18 protein-coding genes and 1 pseudogene are annotated in these 25,835 nt (G+C 29.5%); all 19 read right to left on the bottom strand.

Translation table 11 applies throughout. The features are described from left to right. Positions 1 to 408: 408 nt before the first annotated feature. The 19 genes and pseudogenes from ACZ41D_RS02605 to ACZ41D_RS02515 all read right to left on the bottom strand — a co-directional run bounded on the left by ACZ41D_RS02605 (position 409) and on the right by ACZ41D_RS02515 (position 25,730). On the bottom strand, positions 409 to 1,209 hold the full coding sequence (locus ACZ41D_RS02605) for an XdhC family protein (RefSeq protein ID WP_464152364.1): 801 nt from the start codon (positions 1,207 to 1,209) through the stop codon (positions 409 to 411). A gap of 14 nt (positions 1,210 to 1,223) precedes the next feature. Next, positions 1,224 to 1,793 (bottom strand): molybdenum cofactor cytidylyltransferase, encoded by a 570-nt coding sequence (gene mocA, locus ACZ41D_RS02600; RefSeq protein ID WP_464152363.1) that lies wholly within the window; start codon positions 1,791 to 1,793, stop codon positions 1,224 to 1,226. A gap of 1 nt (position 1,794) precedes the next feature. Continuing rightward, positions 1,795 to 2,541, bottom strand: a complete 747-nt coding sequence (gene yqeC, locus ACZ41D_RS02595; protein ID WP_464152362.1) for a selenium cofactor biosynthesis protein YqeC — start codon at positions 2,539 to 2,541, stop codon at positions 1,795 to 1,797. Then, the gene (gene yqeB / locus ACZ41D_RS02590; RefSeq protein WP_464152361.1) at positions 2,541 to 3,353 is read right to left on the bottom strand and encodes a selenium-dependent molybdenum cofactor biosynthesis protein YqeB; all 813 of its coding nucleotides are present in this window, start codon (positions 3,351 to 3,353) and stop codon (positions 2,541 to 2,543) included. The genes yqeC and yqeB overlap by 1 nt, the downstream gene beginning before the upstream one ends. 34 nt (positions 3,354 to 3,387) lie before the next feature. Further along, positions 3,388 to 4,086: a class I SAM-dependent methyltransferase gene (locus tag ACZ41D_RS02585; RefSeq protein ID WP_464152360.1), complete on the bottom strand. Its 699-nt coding sequence runs from the start codon at positions 4,084 to 4,086 to the stop codon at positions 3,388 to 3,390. A gap of 52 nt (positions 4,087 to 4,138) precedes the next feature. Next, complete coding sequence (locus tag ACZ41D_RS02580; RefSeq protein ID WP_464152359.1) at positions 4,139 to 4,666, bottom strand: nucleoside-triphosphatase; 528 nt, start codon at positions 4,664 to 4,666, stop codon at positions 4,139 to 4,141. Between the two features lie 81 nt (positions 4,667 to 4,747). Then, the gene (locus ACZ41D_RS02575) at positions 4,748 to 5,866 is read right to left on the bottom strand and encodes an ABC transporter substrate-binding protein (protein WP_464152358.1); all 1,119 of its coding nucleotides are present in this window, start codon (positions 5,864 to 5,866) and stop codon (positions 4,748 to 4,750) included. A 34-nt stretch (positions 5,867 to 5,900) separates the two neighbouring features. Further along, entirely contained in the window at positions 5,901 to 6,683 is a 783-nt protein-coding gene (locus ACZ41D_RS02570; protein WP_464152357.1) for an ABC transporter ATP-binding protein, read from the bottom strand. Continuing rightward, positions 6,680 to 7,738 carry a FecCD family ABC transporter permease gene (locus tag ACZ41D_RS02565; protein WP_464152356.1) on the bottom strand — a complete coding sequence of 353 codons (1,059 nt, stop codon included), beginning with the start codon at positions 7,736 to 7,738 and terminating at the stop codon, positions 6,680 to 6,682. The genes ACZ41D_RS02570 and ACZ41D_RS02565 overlap by 4 nt, the downstream gene beginning before the upstream one ends. Before the next feature lie 333 nt (positions 7,739 to 8,071). Beyond that, entirely contained in the window at positions 8,072 to 9,460 is a 1,389-nt protein-coding gene (gene hydA, locus ACZ41D_RS02560) for a dihydropyrimidinase (RefSeq protein ID WP_464152355.1), read from the bottom strand. A gap of 267 nt (positions 9,461 to 9,727) precedes the next feature. Continuing rightward, a complete protein-coding gene (gene ygeW / locus ACZ41D_RS02555; RefSeq protein WP_464152354.1) occupies positions 9,728 to 10,921 on the bottom strand; it encodes a knotted carbamoyltransferase YgeW in 1,194 nt (397 codons plus the stop codon). A gap of 143 nt (positions 10,922 to 11,064) precedes the next feature. Then, positions 11,065 to 12,285 carry a YgeY family selenium metabolism-linked hydrolase gene (locus ACZ41D_RS02550; protein WP_464152353.1) on the bottom strand — a complete coding sequence of 407 codons (1,221 nt, stop codon included), beginning with the start codon at positions 12,283 to 12,285 and terminating at the stop codon, positions 11,065 to 11,067. A gap of 114 nt (positions 12,286 to 12,399) precedes the next feature. Continuing rightward, positions 12,400 to 13,614, bottom strand: coding sequence for a diaminopropionate ammonia-lyase (gene dpaL, locus ACZ41D_RS02545; protein WP_464152352.1), 1,215 nt, complete (start codon positions 13,612 to 13,614; stop codon positions 12,400 to 12,402). 423 nt (positions 13,615 to 14,037) lie between these two features. Next, the gene (gene ade / locus ACZ41D_RS02540; protein ID WP_464152351.1) at positions 14,038 to 15,756 is read right to left on the bottom strand and encodes an adenine deaminase; all 1,719 of its coding nucleotides are present in this window, start codon (positions 15,754 to 15,756) and stop codon (positions 14,038 to 14,040) included. Positions 15,757 to 15,822: 66 nt separating this feature from the next. Further along, positions 15,823 to 17,150 (bottom strand): annotated as a pseudogene (locus ACZ41D_RS02535) (NCS2 family permease). A gap of 81 nt (positions 17,151 to 17,231) precedes the next feature. Then, a complete protein-coding gene (gene ssnA / locus ACZ41D_RS02530) occupies positions 17,232 to 18,554 on the bottom strand; it encodes a putative aminohydrolase SsnA (RefSeq protein WP_464152350.1) in 1,323 nt (440 codons plus the stop codon). 245 nt (positions 18,555 to 18,799) lie between these two features. Continuing rightward, entirely contained in the window at positions 18,800 to 21,817 is a 3,018-nt protein-coding gene (gene ygfK, locus ACZ41D_RS02525; protein WP_464152349.1) for a putative selenate reductase subunit YgfK, read from the bottom strand. Positions 21,818 to 22,304: 487 nt separating this feature from the next. Beyond that, a complete protein-coding gene (locus ACZ41D_RS02520; protein ID WP_464152348.1) occupies positions 22,305 to 24,062 on the bottom strand; it encodes a sigma 54-interacting transcriptional regulator in 1,758 nt (585 codons plus the stop codon). 105 nt (positions 24,063 to 24,167) lie between these two features. Then, on the bottom strand, positions 24,168 to 25,730 hold the full coding sequence (locus ACZ41D_RS02515; protein ID WP_464152347.1) for a methyl-accepting chemotaxis protein: 1,563 nt from the start codon (positions 25,728 to 25,730) through the stop codon (positions 24,168 to 24,170). Positions 25,731 to 25,835 lie beyond the last annotated feature (105 nt).

The raw sequence follows: 25,835 nt of genomic DNA, 5'->3' as shown, positions 1-25,835 counted from the left end.
TTATAAATATGCAATATATATTTCAAATTTTTTTGTTGATGAAGTAAAAATTTCATTTCTACAGAAATATTATTTTTATCTACTATCGTAAACTTAAATTAATTCGGTGAAACGTTTTTATGAAAATATTGATGTGATACCTTAATGGTGTACAATTTAGGTACAGTTAATTTGTTGTTTTTTGTATAGGAAAGTTAATTTTTTGATATATCAAAAATAGTTATAGCCCTTTTAATAAAACAGATTCAGCTTTAATGTTAACTTATACTCATAAAAAACGCTCTTTCCTGGATTTAATCTTATTTAGATTCTTGCCAGAAAAGAGCTTTTATTTTCACAAAAGCATAGATATTCTTATATTACTTCTACAGACCTTTTTCTTGATAATTCTTTTTTTTAAAAATGCTTTCACTTTCTAATCTCCTTCATATGTTTTAAGCTTCCATTATTTTTAACTGCTAGTATTTCACACATTATACTAAATGCTATACATTCTGGTGTCTCACCACCTAAGTCTATTCCTATAGGAGCGTAAACTTTATCTAGCAATTCCTTACTTATTCCTTCATTAAGTAAATTATTCATTACATATTTATTTTTTTTACTACTTCCTATCATGCCAATATATCTTGCGTCTTTATTTATAACTTCTCTTAATGCATCTTGGTCATTTTTATGTCCATGAGTTACAATAACCACAAAACAATTTTGGTCTATAGGGTATTCTCTTAAATTCTCAGCTATGTTCCCAGCTATAAGCTCATCTGCATGAGGAAATCTTTCTCTATTGCAAAGTTCTTCTCTATCATCGAAAATAACTACAGAAAAGCCCAACATATTACCTAATTTTTCAAGACTTAATGCTATATGACCTGCTCCAGCTATAATAAGTTTATATTTTGGTTTAAATACCTTAATAAATACACTAGCTTTACCTCCACATTGCATTCCTGTATTTCCTCCACTAGTAAGGTCAAAATTAAAGGCTTTATCTTCACCTGTCCTTATACATTCTTTTGCATGTTCAATAGATAAATACTCTAAATTACCTCCCCCTATAGTTCCATATGTAGAACCATCTTCAAATACTGCCATAATAGTTCCTTGTTCCCTGGGAGTAGAATCCGAAGAATTAGTGATAATTACCATAGCTGCTCTCTTATTCTTTTTAACTTCACCCGATATCATTTCAAGAATTTTATATTCCACTATTTTCACCTCTTTTAGAAATATTTCATATATTCATCCCATGTGTCAATGTCTTGTCCAGCAGAAAAGTTGTCTATTTTTATATATTTAACTCTATCAAGATTCCCCATTATTACTTCTCTTCCTCCTACATCTCCATTTAACATAAGAAGTTCTTCTTTTAAATAAGAAGGAAAAACAACTGGATTGCCTTTTTTATCTTTATATAGCGGCATCACAATCATTGAATTATTTCTATTAAATATATCTATTATTTTATTTATTATATCACTAGTTAAAAAAGGTTGATCTGCTACAAAAAACATATAACCATCTGTATAAGGTTTAGCAGCATTTATTCCTACTTTGATAGATGAACTTTGCCCTTCTTCTGCATTACTGTTATAAATCACATTGAGATTATACTTATCACCTATTGTTTTTACATCATGATTCCTATATGTCATTATAATTTCATCAATATTTGATCCCTTTACAGCTTTTATTACCCTTTCAAGCAATGTCTCCCCATTAATATTTAAGAGTAATTTATCTTTTCCCATTCTCTTTGAAAACCCTGAAGCCATAATAATACCTGTGATCATATTAAATCACCTTTTCAATAAACTCATTGAGAAAGCTCGTTATAATAATATTATTTATGCTATGTTTTTTTATTTTTTTAATATATTGAGCTATACATATACCTTTTCTACGTCTTTCATCATTGTCAGCTTTATTAAGAATTAGATATTTTTCTGATTTATCTAATGCCCCTTTGAATAGACCTTTTGGAGATAAAATTAGTTTAGTAATCATTTCTTTAGATATAATTTGATTCATTTTAGCACCTGTTATATTACAAAATATTTCAGGTCTATAAACATTATTATAACTAATACTTTTACCTAAACAATCAAGTCCTACTACTCCTATTACTTTTGTAGTATAAGTAGGTATTACCGGCTCATGATATGCTGAAGCTTTTACTGGCTTTTTATTAGCACCATCTGCCTCGACTAAAATTAAATCAAAAAAACCTTCCTTAAATATAATGTTAACTAACGATGAATCTATTCCTAACAACTTACCTTCCTTAGATACACTTCTCCCAATAACTGTTATTGTTCCTTTTTTAATACTAGACCAATTATAATCTTCTTTATCTGAAACTATTACCTCATCAATATATTTTTCTCTAGGATAATATATAGCTGTAGTTGTTGTAACTAATACCTTCATGTTTTTCCTTTTAGCTTCCTCTGCTAGGTAAAACATAGTTGTAGTCTTGCCACCTGCTCCTATTATTGAAATTAAGTCATTAGAATTAACATCTAATATATTACACAACATCAATTTTTACTCCTTTTATTTGATAGATGAAGAATTGCTTCTAACACACCTCCACCAATAGCTCTAGCTTTGTCTGAAATGTGATAACAATACTCTACCTTCCCTCTAGGGTCTACATCTCCTATTTTCATCCCTATAGTTACTTCATAACCGTCCCTTATCATTCCTCTTACTACACCGTCTATTTTAGCTTTTACTTCTATTCCATTTATTTCAGCTACAGCATCATTTTTCTTTACAATCGAACCTATATCTCTAATAACTTTAATTTTTCCATTGTTATTTGCTCTCAAAACTCTTTCTTCAGTATAACCTGCTATATTACCCGGAATACCAGTATTTGCTTCTGGTTTACCTTCTAATATAACTTTTCCTAAATTATGCCCACGATTTGTTTCAACAACTGCATCTACATCTTTCCCTGCTTCAAAACCTGGACCTACACCAATAACTATATCTGCCATTTCCTTATTAGTACCTAAATTTTTCTTTGCCAGTATAGCATCTACTACTACATCAGGATGAAGCTTTGGTATAAACTCTCCATTTGGATCAATTATTACAGGTATTATAGATTTGCTTAAACATTCATCAACTTCTTTAACGCTAGAAACAAGTTTTGATTCTAAGTCCTCTACTTTATAATTATTTTCATATACCGTTTCAGCAAAAGCTACCTTTCTCCTAATAACAGATGGCTTGTCTGTTTCAAGCATAACTATTTTAAATCCTGACTTATGCAGTCTATAACCTATCCCCGTTGCTATATCTCCTGCTCCCCGTATGATTACTAAGCAATTAATATTAATCACTTAAAACATCTCCTTTATATTTATAAATTCACTATTATTTTTTTATTATAACTACTGCACTTTTTTTCTTATTTGGTAAATAATATTTAGAATTTTTTCGTATAAGTTTTTCCTCAATCCATTTTATTAACTCTACCTTTTTACTTTCAGGTATCTTAAAATAATATTGAATAAATTTAATAGCTTCTTCTTTTGAATCAAATGGTTGTCCAAAATCTGATTGAAATATTTTTAAATCATAGTCTATTTTTAATCCTTCAAAAACTTTTATTAATTCTTTATACGTTGGCTGCTTTAACCTTCTTACATCTATTTTGATTCTTTTGTATAACTCTGTTATGGAAAAATTATCTTTTATTTCATCTACTGGCAATATCAATATAGTATAATTATTTGATAGGTTTATAATCTTTTCTATATTACTTTCGTTTATTAACCCCATAACATAACTCATTAATACTATATCGTATCTTTCTTTTTCAAGGATAAATTCAAATGCTGTATTTAAAGTACGGATATTTTGTAAAGAATAGTTGTTTATCCTTTTTTCCAATGTTTTTATAACTAAATGTGATATGTCAACTGCAGTTATATTAAAACCTTTCATAGCCAATTTTATAGAAAACGTACCTATCCCACAACCTATGTCGATAACAGTTTTTGAATTAATGATATATGGTTCCATTATCTTTATAGCTTCATCATAAAAATCTGTACTTTTTTCTGCATCCAAAAACCATTTTATGTTGGACGGAGTCCAATTAAATTTTCTTCTACTGAAACTTTTATTTGATTCTGTTATATAATTGTGTGGATATATAGTCTCTGTTTTGTTCAGTAATTTCAACTACAATCACATCCTCGCGTTTTTTTATGGAATTCATAAATATTGTTTTTTGTGGCTTTACTACTCCTAAAACTTTCTTCTTACTTTCTATTATTTCATAAACTTTTTCCTGAAATTTATATGCTTTACTCTCAAAAAAACCTAACTCATCCATAACAATTAGTTCAAAAGAACTTTTTAAGCAATAATTAAGTATGTCAACTCCAAAACTTTCAAAAGTCTCTGTAACTGGTATCCATCTTGTGCCGTCAGGGGTGTAACCTATTATTCTTTTCTTAAATTCTGGTTTTTCTAAATTATAATTTATCGGTTCTATATAAAACCCTTTTACCTTACCATATTCAAGAAATGCTTTAGTTGAAAATCCTCCTATTTTATCACTATTAATATTAAGTTTTTGTATTATGGATTTTAATACTGTCGTTTTGCCAATATTTATTTTACCTGTAAGGAATAAATTATCCATTTAAAAAACCCCTTTATACTTTACATTTGCCTTAAGCAAACAGGAAATATTTTATCACCTTAATTATTAAATGTATTAATGTTATTTTATATTTAATAACTCCTTTGCTTCTTCATCACTAATATCACAATGATAAAACATTTTATAAAAGTCTTTTACTTCTTGAACCATATCGTAATCATACACTTCAGGATATAAAATGTTGCCAATCCATTTTACCCCTATTATACGATTCACTGAAGATGGGCGGTCAAACCAACCAAAAGGATTTTGTGGTATTCCATATACTCTTTTGTTTTTTATCGCATTTATATCTTTCCAATCTGTATTTTTATAAACTGTTTCATAAAATGATACATCTTTATCATTATCACTCTCTGCAGCAGTTATGATAACATCAGGGTTCCACAGCAACACCTGCTCTAATGATACTTCACTACGACCATAGCTATTATTTTGGGATACTTCTGCTACATTTTCTCCACCAACTAATCTTATTGCTTCAGTTCGATTTGATCCTTTAGCTTCTGTCTGTAATCCTTTAGGTCCTTCAGCATAATATACTTTTACTCTATCTTTCTCATTAATTTTTTTAGCCTTTTCTAATACATCATTTATAGTTTCTTTACAATAATCAGCAAGTTCTTTCGCCTTCTGTTCCTCGCCTATTATCTTGCCTAAAAACATATAAGCATCATATAAACTTTCCAAGTTATCACTATAAACTATTACTACAGGTATTCCTAATTGCTCTTGAATATTTTCATCTGCATCAATTGTTGTGTCATCAATAATACCCATGTCTATTATTATATCTGGTTTAGCTTTCAATATTTCTTCCATGTTACCACTGCCGTTTTTTCCAAACCATCCCCCTAATATAGGAAGTTTTAGATATTTTTCATTTATATACTTTTTCTCATTTTCAGTAAACTTATAATTCCATCCAGCAAGTTTATCAGGTGCAAGCGTGTACATAGCTATAGTTCCCACTGGACTTTTGCAGTACACTTTTTCAATCTTACTAGGAATTTCCACCGTTCTTCCAGCCATATCTGTTATTGTAACTGTTTTAGATATTTCCTCTTGTGGATCTTCATTATCGTTATAAGTTTCTTTTGCTTTTGAACATCCAACTAAAAAAATGAATAATGATATTAAAAGCAATATGAAAACTACAGTTAATTTTGATTTTTTCAATTTAATTCCTCCTTTTCATTTAACATGATTAAACTTAATTTAAAACAGGAACACAATAGCTAACTTCCTTATTGTTTCCAACATGGTTATTTATTATTTTTGCTTCTACACCGTATACTTCTTTTAAACTCTCTTTGGTAATAACATCATTAGGATTACCTATTTTTACCAATCTTCCTTTGTTTAGCATAGCAACCTTAGTCGCACAAAGAAAAACTTGATTAGGAAAATGTGAAGTCATAATGATACCAATACCATTTTGTGCAAGTTTTTTTATATGATTTAATACTTTAATCTGATTGCCATAATCTAAATTTGATGTTGGTTCATCCATTATAAGCATTTTGGCTTGTTGTGCAAGTGTCCTAGCTATAAGGACTAATTGTTTTTCTCCTCCACTTATTTCTGTATATACTTTATCTTTTAGATGTAATATGTCTAGACTTCTTAATGCATCTATTGCAATATCAATATCTCTCTTAGAAGGCGTACTAAAAGTTCCAATATGGCATGCCCTACCCATCAAAACAACATCTATTACTTTAAATGGGAATGGAGGATTATGCGCTTGTGGAACATACCCTAATAGTTTTGCTAATTCTTTAGGTGAATAATTATGTATGTCTTTTCCATCGACTGATATCTCTCCACTTTGTATTTTTAAAAATCCAAATATAGTTTTAAATAATGTAGTTTTACCTACTCCATTTGGCCCAAGTATGCATAATATTTCACCTGAGTTTACTTCTATAGAAATATTTTTAATTATCGACACCGTTCCATATCCACAACTAACGTTTTTTAATTCTAGTTTCATAGCCACCCCTTCTTCGCATTTATCATCAAATATAGGAAAAATGGTACTCCTATTATTGATGTTAAAATTCCTATTGGAATTTCCAAGCTTCCTATACACCTAGCTAAATCATCAACTAAAAGCAAAAATGAACCTCCTATCAATACTGTTGCTGGTAACAGTTTCCTAAAATTTGGTCCTACAAGCATTCTAGCAAAATGTGGAACTACTAATCCTACCCATCCTATCAATCCTGCTATAGAAACAACAGAAGCTGTCATAAAAGTGGAACACAATATTACGATAATCCTTAGAACATTTACATTTACTCCTAAGGCACGTGCTTCTTCTTCGTCAAAAGATAAAATATTTAATTTCCATCTCAAAAATATTAGTGGAACAATTCCTATTATAAAAATTACAAATAAAATACAAGCATCTTTCAAATTGACTGATGATAAGCTTCCCATGAGCCAAAAAGTAATTTCAGGAAGTTTGCTATATGGATCTGCAACATATTTAATCAATGTAATAAATGAAGTAAAGAGCGTTTTTATTAGTATGCCTGAAAGAATTAATATAAGTGTTGTTCTAGTATTTTTCCCTATTTTTATACCAATAAAATATGTTAACCCCACAGCTAAAACGCCAAATATAAAAGATAATATTTCTATACCTACTATACCAAATGAAAACAATATTCCTACTGCAGCACCAAAAGCAGCCCCTGCAGAAGCGCCTAATATGTCAGGAGAAACTAAGGGATTCCTAAACATCCCTTGATATGCTGCTCCAGAAGCAGCTAGTGAAGAACCTGCAATTAAGGCAGCTAAAATTCTAGGTAAACGTATTTTATATATTACTGAATACAAGACATCTGGCTGTGAACGTTCAAGAGAAAAAATACCCTCTTTTAAAATAATTAATAATTGTTTTAATTGTATGGGATATTTCCCAACCATAAGAGATGTCATAACCATAATAATTGGAATGAAAAATATTATAATTCTTTTATTTATCCGTATAAAAAATTTATTCCGAATACTTATATTTTTAATAATAAATATGTTTCTCATAAAAAAATAAATCCTCCTTTAAAAGCATGGAAGGAAGGATTTAATACATGATAGTAATAAAGAGTATGCTAAAGTAAAGGTATAATATTATAATTACAATTATACCCAACATACTAATTACTAATATCTTTTATTGGTCACCCAATAGTCCTTCCCTGCCATTTACAGTCATAAACTGTTACGCCGCAGTACCTCTCTACCTCATTGTCCTTTCCTCGGCTCCCTAGTTTATGGATTATCCTAGTTCCCAGCTCTAGAAACTTCTCCTTAGAGAGGAAGGGCAAAGCCCCGCGTTATTTTATTATATTTTATAATCAGTAAGTTAAAAGAATATCAAAAATTACGATTTAAAGTTTTTCTTTTAATAAATTTACCTTTAGGTTGTTCTGTGAGTATTTCAGATTTTGATAATACCTTATTCCCCCTTAAAAAAACATATTCTGGTTTACCATAGACCTCAAACCCTTCATAAGGAGTATAATCTACATTTTGTAGTTGATTTTCCACACTAATTTCAAAAGATTTATTAAAATCCCATACTACTATATCTGCGTCACTGCCAATTGCTATAGTGCCCTTTTGAGGGTATAGGCCAAATAACTTTGCAGCATTTGTAGATGTTAATTCAACCATCTTATTTAAACTTATTTTTCCTGTTTTTACACCATACGTATATAAAAGTGACATCCTATGTTCAACACCTGGTATACCATTAGGTATTTTACTAAAATCGTTAATACCTATATCTTTTTGACCTTCAAAATTAAAAGAACAGTGATCTGTCGCAATAGTATCAATTAAATTTAACCTACATGCATCCCACAAAGCTTCTATATCCTCTTTTTTTCTTAGAGGTGGTGACATAACATATTTAGCAGATTCAAATCCATCTAAATTATATAAAGAATCATCTAATAAAAGATACTGAGGACATGTTTCAACATATACTTCTACGCCTCTTTTTTTAGCTTCAATTACGCTTTCTAAAGCTTTTTTTGAACTTAAATGGACAATATATACAGGAGATTCTGTCAATTCTGCAAGATATAATAGCCTAGTTACTGCTTCATTTTCAACTAACGCTGGCCTTGTCAATGGATGATAGTAAGGAGAAGTATTGCCATTTGACTTTGCTTCTTGTATTAAAGCATCTATAACATCTCCATTTTCACAATGAAAAGCTATTAATCCACCTATCTCTTTGCTTTTTTTCAATGCCATAAAAATTTCTTCATCATTCAACTGCATTGTACCCTTATAAGCCATATATATTTTAAAAGAAGATATCCCTTCTTTGGTCATGTCTTCCATCTCAAGCAAAACTCTCTCGTTCCAATCAGTAATTGCCATATGAAAACCAAAATCACAGAAACTCTTGTTTTGAGCTTTTTGATTCCAATGGTCCAACCCTTCTTGTAATGTTTCCCCCTTATTTTGAGTAGCGTAATCTAATATAGTAGTAGTACCTCCTACTATAGCTGCTTTAGTACCACTTGCAAAATCATCTGCTGTTTTGATTCCTGTCGATGTTTCTAAGTCAAAATGAGTATGAGGGTCAATTCCCCCAGGGAGAATATGACATCCTTCAACTGATATCACTTCATCTCCATCATCTTCTAGTTCAATCCCAATTTCTACTATCTTTTCACCATTTATACGAATATCTGCTTTATAGGTGTCTTGTGAAGTAACGATAGTTCCATTTTTCAATACTATCCCCATAACATTTACCCTTCCCATCATATAAATTTTCTACACTCTATTTATTAACAAATTTATATTTTATAGATAGATCTTAAATGAAAACTTATTTAACTATATATAAATAAAATACTACTTTAATCTGAAAATTTTTTATTATTCATCAAATATATTATATTATAAATACATAATATTATAAATGAGGAAATTGCATAATAAAATTCTTAAAGAATTTTATTATGCAACTAACTTCTTATAAAATTATAAATAACTTATCATTAAAGCATATTAAATTTCTTGTAATCTTGATTTATTTCTATCCAATAATGCTTGGAGCATTTTTACTGGATCCTTCACTTTTTGTAAGAATATCATTGCTGCAATAATATATGGTTTATAACTTGCTTCTTTATAAAGTGGTACTCTATATCTATCAAAAACAGAAGCATCTACTTCTCCTTTTTCGCAACTAACTCCAGTTATATCTGCTGGTAAGCAGTGTAAATAAAGAGCTTTTCCATTTTTAGTTAATTTCATTTTTTCTTCTGTGCATGACCAATCTGTATGTTGAGCATTTTGCTCTAATAATTCTTGTTCTAATTTATCTATTTCGTCAAATTTACCCTCTCCATATAGCTTAGTTCTTTTTTCCATAGCAGCATATGGAGCCCAGCTCTTAGGATATACGATATCTGCATCTTTAAAGGCTTCATCCATAGAATTGGTTATCGTAAATTTGCCACCTGAAGCTTCAGATTGTTTCTTTCCTCTTTCTACTACATCATTCATTATTTCATATCCTTCTGGATATGCTAATGTTACATCCATACCAAAACGAGTCATCAATCCAACAACTCCCTGTGGTACAGAAAGTGGTTTACCATAAGATGGAGAATAAGCCCATGTCATAGCTACTTTTTTACCCTTAAGATTTTCTATTCCTCCAAATTCATGAATTATGTGGAGCATATCAGCCATAATTTGAGTAGGATGATCAATATCACATTGAAGATTTACAAGAGTTGGTCTTTGTTCTAATATTCCATCTTCATATCCTTCTTTTACGTATTCAACAAAATTCTTTTGATAAGTATGACCTTTACCAATATACATATCATCTCTTATACCTATAACATCAGCCATAAAAGAAATCATATTTGCAGTTTCTTTTACAGTCTCGCCGTGAACTATTTGTGATTTTTTCTCATCTAAATCCTGTACTTCAAGTCCTAATAAATTGCAAGCTGAAGCAAAAGAGAATCTAGTCCTAGTTGAATTATCTCTAAATATAGATATCCCTAATCCAGAATCAAAAATTTTTGGACTGATATTATTGCTTCTTAAATACCTTAAGCAATCTGCTACTGTAAAAATCGATTTTAATTCATCCATAGTTTTATCCCATGTAAGGAAAAAGTCATCTTGATAAAGACCTTTGTAATCTAATTTTTGAAGGGTTTCTAGCATTTGTTTGTATTCCATACTCTTCCTCCTATTTTATTATTTTAAATATTTCATAATAAGGTTGTTTATTGAATGAGAAAATTACATAATTAAATTTTGATTCTTTGATAATTATGCAATTTCCTCAAATTTTAATCTATATTATTAATTATACAAGTTAATTATTTATTTGAATATTTATTAACATAAGTTATTGGTACTAAAGCATATAATGCTGCGCATTTTACCAATTCATCTTTCCATGTCTTTTCATTAGGTGCGTGAGCTTGATCTTCATGCCCTGGGCCAAAACCTATACATGGAATATTATATCTTCCCATAATAGATACTCCATTTGTTGAAAATGTCCATTTATCTACTAATGGTTCTTCATTGAATAATTTTTTATAACTGTCTACTAATGTTTGGCAAACAGGATGATCTTCTGGCAATACCCAAGCTGGGAAATAGCATTCTGTTGGATATACTAAGCCAGTATAAGAAGGTTTTTCATAACTATACATCTCCACTTCTGCATTTGCTGCTTTTACAGAAGGTAAATTCTTAATTTCTTGAATTGCACCTTGCCAAGTTTCTCCATTGGTTAATCTTCTATCAATAGATATACTGCATCTGTCAGCTACTGCACATCTTGATGGAGATGAGAAGAAAATTTCTGAAACTGTTAAAGAACCTTTCCCTAAAAATTCATCATAATGTAAATTTTCATGTAATGCTTTTAACTCATTAATGATAGGAGCCATTTTATATATAGCATTTTCTCCCCTTTCTGGAGCTGAGCCATGACAGCTTACTCCATGAGTAGTAACTTTAATTTCCATCCTTCCTCTTTGACCTCTATAAATATTGCATGAAGTAGGCTCAGTAATAACAACAAATTCTGGTTTTATTTTATCTTCATTAATAATATATTGCCAGCATAAACCATCACAATCTTCTTCTTGTATTGTTCCAGTAACAATTAGTGTATAATCATCTTCTAACCCTAATTCCTTAATTATCTTTCCAGCATAAACCATAGAAGCCATTCCGCCTTCTTGGTCTGAAGCTCCTCTTCCTAAGATTATTTCATCATCCTCATATCCTTCATATGGATCATACTTCCAATTTGCTCTTTCTCCAACACCAACTGTATCAATATGAGCATCCATAGCGATAATATGTTTCCCATGTCCAATATATCCTAATATATTTCCCATTGGATCTATTTCTACTTTGTCAAATCCAACTTTTTCCATTTCTTCTTTTATTCTTAAAACTACTTCTTTTTCTCCACAACTTTCACTAGGAATTCTTATCATATCTCTTAAAAATTTTGACATTTCAGGCTTATACTTTTCAGCAGCTCTCAAAATCTCTTTAAAATCAATATTCTTATCCATATATCTCTCCTCCTGTATTTTTATTTATTCAGCATAAAATTAGTAATATCCTCCACCATTTTCAAAGTAGTTATAATACTAATCTTAAAATCCACTTTTTAATATTTTGCTCTTTTACATTATTGTTGAATACATGCCATCCCAAACTATTTTTCTATAATTAACAGGGTCAGTATCCCCTTCAGTACTAATTAACAATACTTTTGAATTTTCATCTATCTTTAGTTTTTCTTTAAGTGAACTTAATTTTTTATCTTTTAAAATAGAATATAAAATTCCTGTAGTTACTGCTCCAGACTCACCAGATATTACTTTTTCGTCACCTCTTAATGGATTTCCTAAAATTCTCATACCATTAGCAGATATATACTCAGGGCAGGAAATAAAGGCGTCAGAATAATGATTTATTATCTCCCATCCAATTGTATTAGGCTCACCACAAGCTAATCCATTCATAATAGTATCCATATCTCCAGTAACAATAGTCTTTTTATTGTTCTTAGCAGATCTATAAAAACAATCAGCTTTATTTGGCTCAACAATTACTGTAATAGGTTGTTCTTCTCCATATAAAGATGATAAAAATCCTTGTACAGCTCCTGCTAAGGAACCTACTCCTGCTTGAACGAAAACATGAGTTGGTTTCTCTATCTTCATTTCTTGCATTTGTTCAATGGCTTCTAACATCAATGTTGAATAGCCCTGCATAATCCACCTTGGTACATCTTCATATCCTTCCCATGCAGTATCTTGAACAATTTGCCATCCATATTTTTGAGCATTGTCATTTGCAAATCTAACTGCCTCATCATAATTTAAATCGGTAATACTTGCTTGAGCTCCTGTTTCCTTAATACTGTTTAATCTTATTAAAGAAGAACCCTTAGGCATATATACTACAGCCTTTTGTTCTAATTGTTGTGCAACCCAAGCAACACCTTTTCCATGATTTCCATCAGTTGCTGTTACAAATGTAATTTCACCTAATTTATCTTTAATTTCTTTTGATTTTAACATATTAAAGCTAATTTCATCTATTGAAAGTCCAAGTTTTTGTGCTAAAAGGTTACCAATAGCATAAGAACCTCCTAATACTTTAAAAGCATTTAACCCAAACCTATAAGATTCATCTTTAACTAAAATCTCTGAAATACCTAATTGTTTTGAAAGATTTTTTAATCTAACAAGTGGTGTTTTGCAATATGCATCGAAGCTTTTATGAAATTTTCTCGCTTTTTTTGCATTTTCTAAATCAAAATCTTTTACTGATATTTTGTTATTCCCTTTGTCATTTTTTTCCCTACATATCCATTTTACTGATTCATCCACCTTACAAACTCCTTTCAGTTAATTTTTTATATACAATAATACATACAATTTTCATGCCAATTTATAATTTTTCTAATTCTAATTTGTTTTTTCTAAATTTATTATGTTTATTATATAAGTAAAGCAACTTGAACATAAAAATTGTTTTAAAATAGGCTTATTTTTAATATAATACTTGTATCATTACATATAAAAAACTCTTAGATAATAAATAAATTAAATAAGGAATTGTATAATATTTAATGTTAAAATATTTTATTATGCATTTTTTTCAATTAATACAATATCAATAAAGTTTTTGTTTTATCATATTAATAAAATTTATCATATTGATAAAACAGTTAACATTGTAGTTTGATTCAAGATTTTAAAGTATGTTTACTTACAATGATATTTAATTATTATCATTTTGATAAAACAAAATTAATAAGACAACTTAATGAATTCAAACTTATCTACATCAAATAATCCTTTATCTGTTACTTTTAATTTAGGTATAACTGGTAATGCCATAAAGGATAAAGTCATAAAAGGTTCTATATAATCATTTACTTTTAATACATTATGTGCTATTTTATGCATCTCATTTAATTTCTCATTAACTGTTTCCAAAGAATCTTCTGACATAAGGCCACCTATACTTAAAGGTAAAGTATCTAGTACTTTTCTTTTAGACACTAAAGTAATTCCTCCGCCTACTTTTCTTAATTCTTCTATAGCTAATAACATATCTATATCATTGTCACCAATAACTATTAAGTTATGTGAATCGTGAGCTATAGTAGAAGCTATTGCTCCTTTTTCTAAACCAAACCCCTCAACTAAAGCCAAACCAATATTACCTGTTTTCTTGTGTCTTTCGATTACAGCAACCTTTAATATACCATTTCCTTCTACAAGTTTCCCATCCTTAGTTATTATACTGTTGTCAATTTTTCTTACCACTTTTTCAGTTATTAAGCTATGTGGTAAAAGTTTAATTATATTAACCATTTCCCCCTTTAAAGAGATATTTAAATCTTTTTCATTAATATCCTTAATATTTACTGTATTTTTCATATCTGTATTGTCTTTGTGTACAAAGTCAAATAATGGTTTGTGATTTTCAGCAACTAACTTTCCATCTTTATAAACCTTTAATATGTTAAAATCCTTTAAATTATCTATAACTACTAAATCAGCCTTGTACCCTGGTGCTATTGCTCCTAACTTATTAAGTCCATAAATTTCAGCTGCATTCAATGATGCCATTTTTATGCAATCTATTGGATCTATCCCTTCTTTTATTGCCATTCTTATGTTATTATCAATACTTCCGCTTTTTAATAAATCATTACTCTCTTTATCATCTGTACAAAACATTATTCTTCTCAAATTATCTTTATTAACAGCTTTTATCAATTCCTTTAAGTTTTTAGTAGCTGAACCTTCCCTAATATGAATATACATACCCAACCTTAGTCTTTCAATCATTTCCTTAACAGTTGAACACTCGTGCTCTGTCTTAACTCCAGCAGCTACGTAAGCATTTAAATCTTTCCCAGTTATCATGGGTCCGTGACCGTCAATAATTTTTCCCCTTTTATCAGCCATTATTATCTTATCAATTACCTTCTTATCTCCAGCAATAACACCAGTATAATCCATCATCTCGCCAAGTCCAAGTACCCTATCCTCATCTATGAGCTCTTCTAAATCTTTTGCTTCAAGTACTGCTCCTGAATTCTCAAAAGGTGTACATGGTACACTACTAGGCAACATGATATATACATTTAGTGGAAGTTTTTCGCTTTCATCAAGCATGTATCGAATTCCTTCTATTCCTTTTACATTAGCTATTTCATGAGGATCAGCTATAATCGTAGTAGTACCCCTAGGAACAACAGCTTTTGCAAATTGTCCAGGAGCTACTTTTGATGATTCGATATGAACATGTCCATCTATAAATCCTGGGGATAAATATCTTCCTTCTATGTCTACCTCAGTTTCACCACAATATTTACCAACACCCGCTATCACACCTTTATCTATTGCTACATCTCCTTTAATAATCTCATTAGTAAATACATTGATTATGTTAGCATTTTTTATAACCAATTCTGCTTTTATTTCTCCCTTTGCAATTTTTATTATTCTATTCACGTTTTATATCCACCTCATTTCTATATTATGAAAAAGCTGCCTTATTAGAGGCAGCTATAAAACTATTTATCCTGTAATCAAAGGTAATATTTCTTTTAATATAAATAATACAGCTAATATATACATAACTACTGATATGTCTTTATACTTTCCACTTAGAAGTTTTAAGATTACATAAGAAACTATTCCAAATACAATTCCTTCAGCAATGCTATAAGCGAAAGGCATCATAACTATTGTTAAAAATGCTGGTATTGCTTCTGTATAATCTTTAAAATTAATCTCACCTACTGAACTTATCATAGCTAACCCAACTAATATCAATGCTGGAGCAGTTGCTTGACCTGGTATCATTCCAAATATTGGTGAAAAGAATAATGCCAAGAAGAAAAATGCAGCTGCAGTTAATGATGTAAGCCCAGTTCTTCCACCTTCAGCTACCCCTGATGCAGATTCAACAAATGTTGTTACTGTACTAGTACCTAAACATGCCCCTGCTGTTGTACCTATAGCGTCAGCTAATAAAGCTTGGCTTACTCTTGGGAGTTTACCATTTTCATCTAACATATTTGCTTTTGAAGATACACCTACTAAAGTTCCAACTGTATCAAATATATCTACAAATAAGAATGTAAATACTACTATTAACATATCAAAGCTAAATATGTGTCCCCATTCAAATTGAAATGCAACTTTTGCTATTGATGGAGGAGCATTAATGATACCTTCAGGTAATTGAGTTACCCCCATTGGAATACCTATTATAGTTGTTATAAGAATACCTATTAATAATGCACCTTTAACATTTTTAACATATAGTACTCCCATAATTATTAAACCTATTAAAGCTAGTAAAGGTCCAGCAGCAGTTATTTTACCTAATCCAATTACAGTACCATCATTTGCAGTAATTATCCCTGCATTAATAAAGCCAATCAGTGCAATAAACAATCCAATACCTACTGAAACCGCTTTCTTTAAATTCATAGGAATAGCATTAAATATTGCTTCTCTTACTTTAAAGAATGATAGTATAATAAATATAATCCCTTCTATAAATACTGCTGTTAAAGCAAACTGCCATGGTTTTCCCATTCCTAGTACTACTGAATAGGTAAAGAAAGCATTAAGACCCATGCCTGGTGCTAAAACAAATGGATAGTTTGCTAACAAAGCCATCGCAAGAGTACCTATCATAGCTGCAATAGCAGTAGCTGTAAATACTCCTCCCCAATCCATTCCAGCATCTGACAAATGTTAGGATTAACAATAAGTATATATGCCATAGTCATAAAAGTAGTTAATCCTGCTAAAACTTCTGTCCTTGTGTCAGTATTGTTTTGCTTAAGCTTAAACCTTCTCTCTAAAAAACTCCTTTCTTTTACATTTTCCATAAAAACCCCCCTTTGATTTTATTTATAAGCTTGGTATAGAATTCTACACCAAGCATAAATATTATATTCATGTTGAAGCAACTACATTTTAGACCAAATTTTAGCTGCCTTTTCCGAAGATTTAGCAAATATCTCCTCTTCATCAACAGGTAGTATCTCTCTGTCCTTCATAACGAATTTACCATTTATAATGGTATCATTTACCATTCTGCCAGTTATTCCAAATAGTATATGGCCAAAATAATTATCAGCATTTATAGGAGTATATGGTTTATAATCTACAGTTATAATATCAGCATATGCACCTTCTTTAAGAATACCTAATTCTCTTTTAAAGTAATTTCTACATATTGCTGGGTTATTGTCAAATTGTAGTGCTTTAGTTTCCATAAATCCTACTGTTGGATCACAAAGGTGGTGTTTATGAAGGATATTAGTAACTTTCATAGATTCAAACATATCATTTGTATAAGCATCTGTACCTAACCCTACTCTTATACCTTGCTTTACCATAGATATTACTGGAGGACACCCAACTGCATTATTCATATTTGACATAGGATTATGTACTACGTTAGTATCAGTTTCCTTTAAAATCTCAATTTCTCTTTGATTAGCATGTATACAATGAACTGCTATAGTCTGACTACCTAGTAATCCAAAATCGAAAAGCCTTTCAACAACTCTCCTGCCATATTTTCTTAATGAATCGTATTCATCTTCAATCCCCTCTGCTACATGCACATGATATCCTGCATCTATCCCTTCCATAGCTTCTTTAATTTTATATAAAGTATCGTTTGAAATAGTGAAAGAAGCATGCATACCAAATAGTCCTTTAATCATATCCTCTTTAGTATTGTTATAAGCTTTAATGAAATTTACATTTTCTTCTATCTCTTTTTTTGTTATATCTTTACCGTCTCTATCAGACACTTCATAACATAGAGATGTCCTAATTCCAAGTTTTTTCGCTACTTCAGCTATTGTAAATAAGCTATCAGTTGCAGCATTAGGACTAGAATGATGATCAAAAACTGTTGTTACACCATTTCTTATTGATTCAATATAGGTTGTATATGCATTATACTTGCAATCTTCTAAATCTAACTTTCTATCTAAATTCCACCACAAATTTTCAAGTATATTGAAAAAATTATTTGTTGGCTTAGATACAGACATACCTCTTGCATATGCACTATAAATATGAGAATGAGTATTAATCATTCCTGGCATTATGAATTTACCACCAACATCTACTACTTCTTCATCTGGATATTTTTGCTTTATTTTTTCAAACTCTCCAACTTCTTCAATGACATTACCTTTGATATAAACTGCACCGTTTTCTATATATGGGTTATCAGCATCATTTGTAATCACTCTACCATTTCCTATAATCATAGGATAATACCTCCTTAGTTTAGTTTTTGAGGATATTGTATAATAAATTATTTAATTAAATTTTGAAAATTCCTTAAGTAAAAGTTCAATATCGTAATTGTAACATTTGACAAATAAACTTTCACTTCGGATTATTTAAACACTTACCGCTATAGTGCTTAAATACCGGAGTAAAGAAAGTTTATTTGTCATATACTTATCCAACATTAATATATATTTATCTATAATAAAGTAATTTTTTTATTTTATAAATAATATTCATAATTCTCAACTAGTGCTTTTAATACCCTTTCTAATTCGTCAGATATTTTCCCATCTCCTAATTTATGCGTTACAACATTCCCAGTTTCTGTTCTAACAAGAAATTCATCATCATTTAACTTCAAAAATCCTACGTTTTCTGAAAGACGGAAATCTTCCTCTGTCCAAAATACAGTAACTTTATCTTTATAAGGATCTCCTGCATGAGGACAGAATACTCCACAGTTGCCACATTCATTACACATACCATCAATGTGAACTATTTGATGGATTTTCTTAAATCCTTCTACCTCTATCATTTGATTAGCTCTGTTAGGACAAACTTCAACACAAACTTCACATATTTGATCACATTTTAAGCAACGATTTGCTTCATCTATACCATCTTTCTCAGTTTCTAAAATTCCACGTTTAGAATAAATTTTTTCTTGTGATTCCTCTACCTTATATTTTACAAAGTCGCTCTCAATTGATTCTCTTTTTAATATATCTTGAGCTACAACCTTAGCATCTGCAATTGCTTGAACAATAGTTGAAGGTCCTTTCTTACAATCTCCAATAAAGTACACACGATCTTCACTACTTTCTAACGTCTCTTTAAGTTTTGGATAACCTTTAGCATTTAATTTAATACCATTTCTTTCAAACATTGAAGTATCAACTTTTGCACCTGTAGCACCTATAACAGTATCAAATTCAAATTCTACCAACTTTCCAGTGCCTTTTACAGATTTTCTACCAGTATTATCATAATCGCCTAACTGCATTTTCTCACAAACCAATTTCTTACCATCATAACTTTTTGGTGCTAATAGTTCATATATTTTTATATTTTCTTCTTTAACCTTATTGACATCCTCTTGACTTGCTGGCATATAGCTTTCAGTTCTTCTATAAATTATTGATACTTCTTCTACACCTTTTGTTCTTTTTGCAAGACGTGCACAATCCATAGCAACATCCCCGGCACCTATGATAGCTACCTTACGTCCTAGTTCTGCTTTATTTTCTACTTTTACTTCCCACAAGAATTTTAAGGCATCCTTTACTTTATCTTTCCCTTCTACAACAGGTGAATTACCTGGCTTCCAAGCTCCTGTGGCAACAATTATATATTCGTACTCTTTCTTTAGTTGTTTCAAATCATAATCACCAGGTTGGTTAAATCTAAATTCTACACCATGAGCAACAGCAAGTCTGTAATCTCTATCAATAGCTTCATCTGAAATTCTAAATTTCGGAATAATATGTTTTACTATACCATATGGTTGACTTAGTTTTTCATAAACAACTACTTTCATACCATTTCTTCTTAAGAATAATGCTGCAGCAATACCTGCTGGCCCAGCGCCTATTACCGCTACCTTTTTGTTAGATTTTATATCTGTTTTTTTAATATCTTTTATTAGTTGTTCTTGTGCATTATCTGCTGCTATTTTCTTTATATCTCTCATATGAAGGGAATTATCATAATCAAGTCTTGTACAATGACTTCTACATGGTTGACTACATAGTATTCCAGTAATTGTAGGTGCAGTATTATCTGTTGCAATAACCTTCATAGCGTCATAATATTTTTCTTCACTAACAAGTTTCAAATATTCAGGAATTTGTTGGTTAATTGGGCATCCCCCATCTTTACATGGAGCTTTATAGCAATCAAACAGTGGTAATTCAGAATTTGTTTTCCTAGATCTAACTTTTTCTCTATAAGACTTCTGATTTCTTCTATCGTTAATAACCTTTTCTGCTAAACTATTTAATTTGTTTACATCTATTCCACTATATTCGCTATGTAAATGAGGCTCTGCTAACTCAGCAATTTGCTTAAACCTAGTATATCCACCTGGTTTTAATATACTTGTTGCCATAGTAATTGGTTGAATACCTGTTTCTAATATTTCTACGATATTTAGAGCGTCTGCTCCACCTGAATATGCAATAGGAAGTTTCCCATTAAATTCTCTTGAAATTTTCGCTGCTAAGTTTATTGATAATGGTAAAAGACTTCTCCCAGACATATACATTTCATCAGCAGGTAACTCATTTCTTTCTACATTTACAGGAAATGTATTAGTTAACTTTAATCCAAATTTAAGCCCTAGCTTCTCAGATAAAGGCATAAGTCTCTTTATCATTTCACATGCATCATTAAACTGTAAATCTTCTTTAAAGTGATGGTCATCAAATGAAATGTAATCGTATCCCATACTGTCAAGTATTTCTCGTGCTAAATCATATCCAAGCATAGTTGGATTACATTTAACAAATGTATTAAGATTTTTTTCAGTCATAAGATAAGTTGCTATCTTCTCAATTTCTTCAGATGGACAGCCATGGAGTGTTGATAAAGTTACAGAATTACATATATTAGGTGATATTCTATCTAAATCATCCTGATTGAATCTTTCAAATTTTCTTAAATTACTTTTGAGATAATCATAACATTCTTGATATATCTTTGTCTGAGATGCATCCTTAAGTCCTTCAATATATCTATCAATTTTTTCTGTTTTAATTCCTTCTAGGTCATATCCAACGCTCATATTATAAGCAAAATCGTCTCCAGAAGAAATATTAAATTCTTTTGCAAGCACTTTAATAGCAAAATATGCCTTCACATATTCTTCAAAAGCTTGATCAACGGTAAGCTCTGTTGACCACTCACAATTATAGCATTCATCTTCTGCATTGATACAAGGTTTTTTTACTGCTTTTCTAATTTCTTCCCCGTCCATTTTTTGAACCGTCTTTAACTCAATAAACCTGCTTCCTGTTAAATAAGCAGATATAATGTTCTGTGCTAGCTGTGATTGAGGGCCTGCAGCGGGTCCAACAGGAGAAGATAATTTATCTCCAAATACATTCATCATATAATTTCCACTTTTATTAATATAAAATTTATCTTTACTGATTCCAAATACTCTATTTTTATTTCTATATTCTTCTATACACCAATCAATCAAATGACCAAAGGAAATCGGTCGCATCAAATCTGCCATATATCTTCCTCCTTTTTTACAAATATATTTTATTTATTTATTAAAGCAAAAATTATGCCAAAATTATAATCAATAAAAATATTACTGTTTTTATCATAATTAAGAAAAACTTATAGTTAAATTTTTTATATATTATATTATATTTAAATTCATATATAACTTTTTTTAAACTTATTTCTATTAAATTTAATTAAAAATTCATAATTCAGCATAAAAAAATATAAATTACATAATTTTATCTTTGTAGTAATTATTTTACTTATTCAAATATAAAAGATATAGTTATTTTTAAATAATAATAACTATACATTCTAAAGATAAAAAAAATTATTATTTTCATATTGATAAAATTTATCATATTGATAATTTCTTTACCAAACAAGGTAATTTGGCATTTTTATATTAAATAATTAAAATTTACTCACAACTAATTATCAATTTGACAATTAATAATAATCCTTTATAGTTGTCTAGTCTATTAAATAATCTATTTACGAGAAGAATTTATTTTTCTATAAAGTGTGGCAATTCCAATACCAAGCTTATTTGCAGCAATCTGCTTTCCTCTTGTGTCCCATCCATAAACATCTAAAGCTTTTAATATATATTCTTTTTCAATTTTATCTAGTGGTTTTATAGGTTCTAATTTATTTTCATCTTGACTACTATTATTGTTATAATTTAAAATATTTTCCGGAATCATTTCCTTAGTAATAACATCTTTATCTTCTGCCAAATTAATCATATATTCTAATGCATTTTCTAGCTCTCTTACATTACCAGGCCAAGAATAGTATAATAAAATTTTCATAGCTTCTTTATCAATAGAAGTGATATTCTTGTTAAATAAAATGTTATATTTTTTTATTTTTTCTTTAATAATAACTTCTATATCTTCTCTTCTTTCTCTCAAAGGCGGAATAGTAATAGGTATTACATTAAGTCTATAATATAAATCTTCTCTAAATTTATTCTGTTTAATAAGGTTTTTCAAATTTTTATTTGTAGCAGCAATTATTCTAACATTGAGGTCAATAGACTTATTAGACCCTATTCTTACTATCTTTCTATCTTGCAATACCCTCAATAATTTTACCTGTAAATTCAAAGGCATATCACCTATTTCATCTAGAAAAATTATACCTTCATTTGCCAATTCAAATTTTCCTACTCTTCCATTTGGATTAGCTCCACTAAAAGCCCCTTTCACATAACCAAAAAGTTCACTTTCTAAAAGAGTATCTGGAATAGCTCCACAATTAATAGCAACAAATGGTTTGTTGGCCCTATCGCTTTCCGAGTGAATAGCCCTAGCTATAAGTTCTTTTCCTGTGCCACTTTCTCCTGTAATAAGCACCGTTGAATTAGAAGACGCTATTTTTTTTATTCGATTTTTAATGGCCATAATACTTTTTGATTTTCCTAATATTGCATCTAATTCTATCTTTTGATTTGCATAAGTCAACGTATATGCTTCAGATTGTATCTTTCTGATTCGATTAAATATAAATATCTTATTATAATTAGAGATTTCCAATGGTAATGTTATTAATGACCCTAATAAATCAAATTTCTTATTTCCTATCTTAATTATATATTCCTCTTTACCCATCATTGATTCATGTTTAGGTATAAGTGTAACTTTTTTATTAATATTTTTTGTTTTAAGATTAAGTTGTTTTAATGCGCTATTATTTATGTCACATATATTAAATTGACTATCAAACATAATTATTCCTTTATCCACATTATCAATAATTTCTCTTAAAGCTTTAATTAGCATCTTATTTCTGTGGTTTTCCATCTCTTCATAAACTTTAGTACCAATAAAATCTGCTATTTGATATAAAAATTCCAGATGTGAATCTATTTTACTGATTAATAATTCCCTTTTTTTAAGGTCAAAACTAACAAGGCCTATGACTCCAATTACTTCGTTGTTTAATTTAATAGGGGTACTTAACTCAAAGCATTCATTACAATGGCCTTTATTAATGCATTTTTCACATAGAGGATGTTCTCCAGGATTTTCGATAATTTGATGCGTTCCTGTTTCAATAACATGTTTATAAACATATCCTTCTGCTAACATGTTTTCATTTATTTTTTGTGAAAATATCCCTGTCCCTGCTATTCTATTTAAGTTTGAATCAACTATTTCTACATCTACTTCTAAAACATTTGATAATACATTTGCGTATTTAATAACAGATTGTTGAATAGATTTTAAACTATAATTTTGCATTTGCATCATCCTTTTTTATTGTAGAATTCTATAACTTATATGTTTATTTTCTACAAATGCATTCTTATTCCTGCAATAAAATTTTGTAAAAACTTATATGAAATTTTAAAATTTAAGCAATGATTCAATAGATAAACCTACTTGATAAATAATTCCATTCTTATCAACAGCAGCCAAAAATTTAAAAAGTCTCCCATCTTCAACTCTTTTCTTTAGAGGAGTTGTAACATATGTTTTTTCTCTATTTTTAAGTAATAAATAGCATTTATCTAACTGATAAAGGTTAAGGCCTATGCTCTTTTTTTCATTGCTATATTTTACTACACCATTCTCGTTAGTTAAGTATATTGTATCTACTCCAGTTTCTCTTAGCAATTCTTGCATTAAATCTTCGGTTATAGCTTTATTGCCAACCCTATTTTGTATATAAGTAACATCTCTAAGCATTTTACCTTCCATCACCTTGCTAGTTACATATTGCTGCATGTTATCGGAAGTTTTGTATAAATCATTAATTATATCATGCAATTTTGATATTTTTTCGTTTTGAACCATTACTTGAGTTGTAGTTTCTTGCATCTGTGAAGATATCTGGCTAGTAAAGTCTGTAACTTCATCAACACTTGATTGTATCTCGTTTACACTTTCGGTTGCTTTATTAATAGAAATATTTACATTCTCTATCTTAGTAGCACTTGTCATTAATGATTCCTCTATTTTACTAAAACCATCAATAGTTTTTTGCATTTCAGAATGACATTCATCAACTTGCGTTGACTCTTGATACATTGATTTATAAATAACTTTAATATCATTTCTAAGATTAGAAATTACTTCTTCTATTTCTGCAGAAACTTTACTTGTTTCATTTGCTAATTTACTAACTTCCATTGCTACTACTGAAAAGCCTTTACCATATTCTCCTGCTCTAGCTGCTTCTATTGAAGCATTAAGGGATAACATATTTGTCTGATTTGATACTGAATTTATTAAGTCTATTAATTTTACTACTTTTTCAGAATATACCATTAAATTATCTACTTTTTTTGCATTTTTATTGGCAAGTTGCTTTGTAATCTTTATCTTTTCTTGAACTTCTCTTGTTGACTTTATACCTTCCCGTGCTGATTCTATAGATTTAGAAGTAAATTCAACAGTGTCTTCCATTTCTTTTTTTATATTATTAAAAATAACTACAATATCATCGATTTTTTTAGATACTTGTTCCATCATCTTAAATTGACTCTCACTATTTTTACTTGTTATTTCTGCTGATGAAGCTATAGATTCCATAGCTGTTTGAGTCTCAATTGATATCTGATTAATCTGCTCACTTATCTCAGATAACTTAGTAGCAATGTTAACTTGTTTCTTAAAGTTTTTTTTCATTTCTTCTAACATTTTACCGATTTCAGAAATAATTTCTTTACCAATACCTTTTTTACCATCATTAATATTTATCATCAAGTCATTTTTATTTATGCAATTTGTGTAATACTTTATATTGTTTATAGCTATTTTATATATCTTATTAACAACACAAGTTATTATAATAGAAAACAAAATTGCTAATGCAATATTAAAAATTATATTATCTAATATTGTTGTCAAAAATATTAAAAAGCCAAATATTGCAAACAAAATAATAAATAATTTGAGTTGTCTCAAAATTATTCCTCCTTAAATATAATATCTTGCCTTGATATGTAGTTTTATATTAATAATTATTCTATAAAATAGGGATGACAACGTCATCCCTATTTTATAATTTGA

The sequence above is a fragment of the Brassicibacter thermophilus genome (assembly GCF_055378355.1).
Note: the sequence above shows the minus strand (reverse complement) of the source record. Positions and strands in the feature narration are given on the sequence as shown.

Excerpts from the sequence above, each read along its gene's own strand:
- ACZ41D_RS02580 (WP_464152359.1), bottom strand. The coding sequence starts at position 4,666 with ATGGATAATTTATTCCTTACAGGTAAAATAAATATTGGCAAAACGACA.
- ACZ41D_RS02565 (WP_464152356.1), bottom strand. The coding sequence starts at position 7,738 with ATGAGAAACATATTTATTATTAAAAATATAAGTATTCGGAATAAATTT.
- hydA (WP_464152355.1), bottom strand. The coding sequence starts at position 9,460 with ATGGGGATAGTATTGAAAAATGGAACTATCGTTACTTCACAAGACACC.
- ACZ41D_RS02570 (WP_464152357.1), bottom strand. The coding sequence starts at position 6,683 with ATGAAACTAGAATTAAAAAACGTTAGTTGTGGATATGGAACGGTGTCG.
- ssnA (WP_464152350.1), bottom strand. The coding sequence starts at position 18,554 with ATGATTATAGGAAATGGTAGAGTGATTACAAATGATGCTGATAACCCA.
- ygfK (WP_464152349.1), bottom strand. The coding sequence starts at position 21,817 with ATGGCAGATTTGATGCGACCGATTTCCTTTGGTCATTTGATTGATTGG.
- ACZ41D_RS02550 (WP_464152353.1), bottom strand. The coding sequence starts at position 12,285 with ATGGATAAGAATATTGATTTTAAAGAGATTTTGAGAGCTGCTGAAAAG.
- mocA (WP_464152363.1), bottom strand. The coding sequence starts at position 1,793 with ATGATCACAGGTATTATTATGGCTTCAGGGTTTTCAAAGAGAATGGGA.
- yqeC (WP_464152362.1), bottom strand. The coding sequence starts at position 2,541 with ATGTTGTGTAATATATTAGATGTTAATTCTAATGACTTAATTTCAATA.
- ACZ41D_RS02520 (WP_464152348.1), bottom strand. The coding sequence starts at position 24,062 with ATGCAAAATTATAGTTTAAAATCTATTCAACAATCTGTTATTAAATAC.
- ygeW (WP_464152354.1), bottom strand. The coding sequence starts at position 10,921 with ATGGAATACAAACAAATGCTAGAAACCCTTCAAAAATTAGATTACAAA.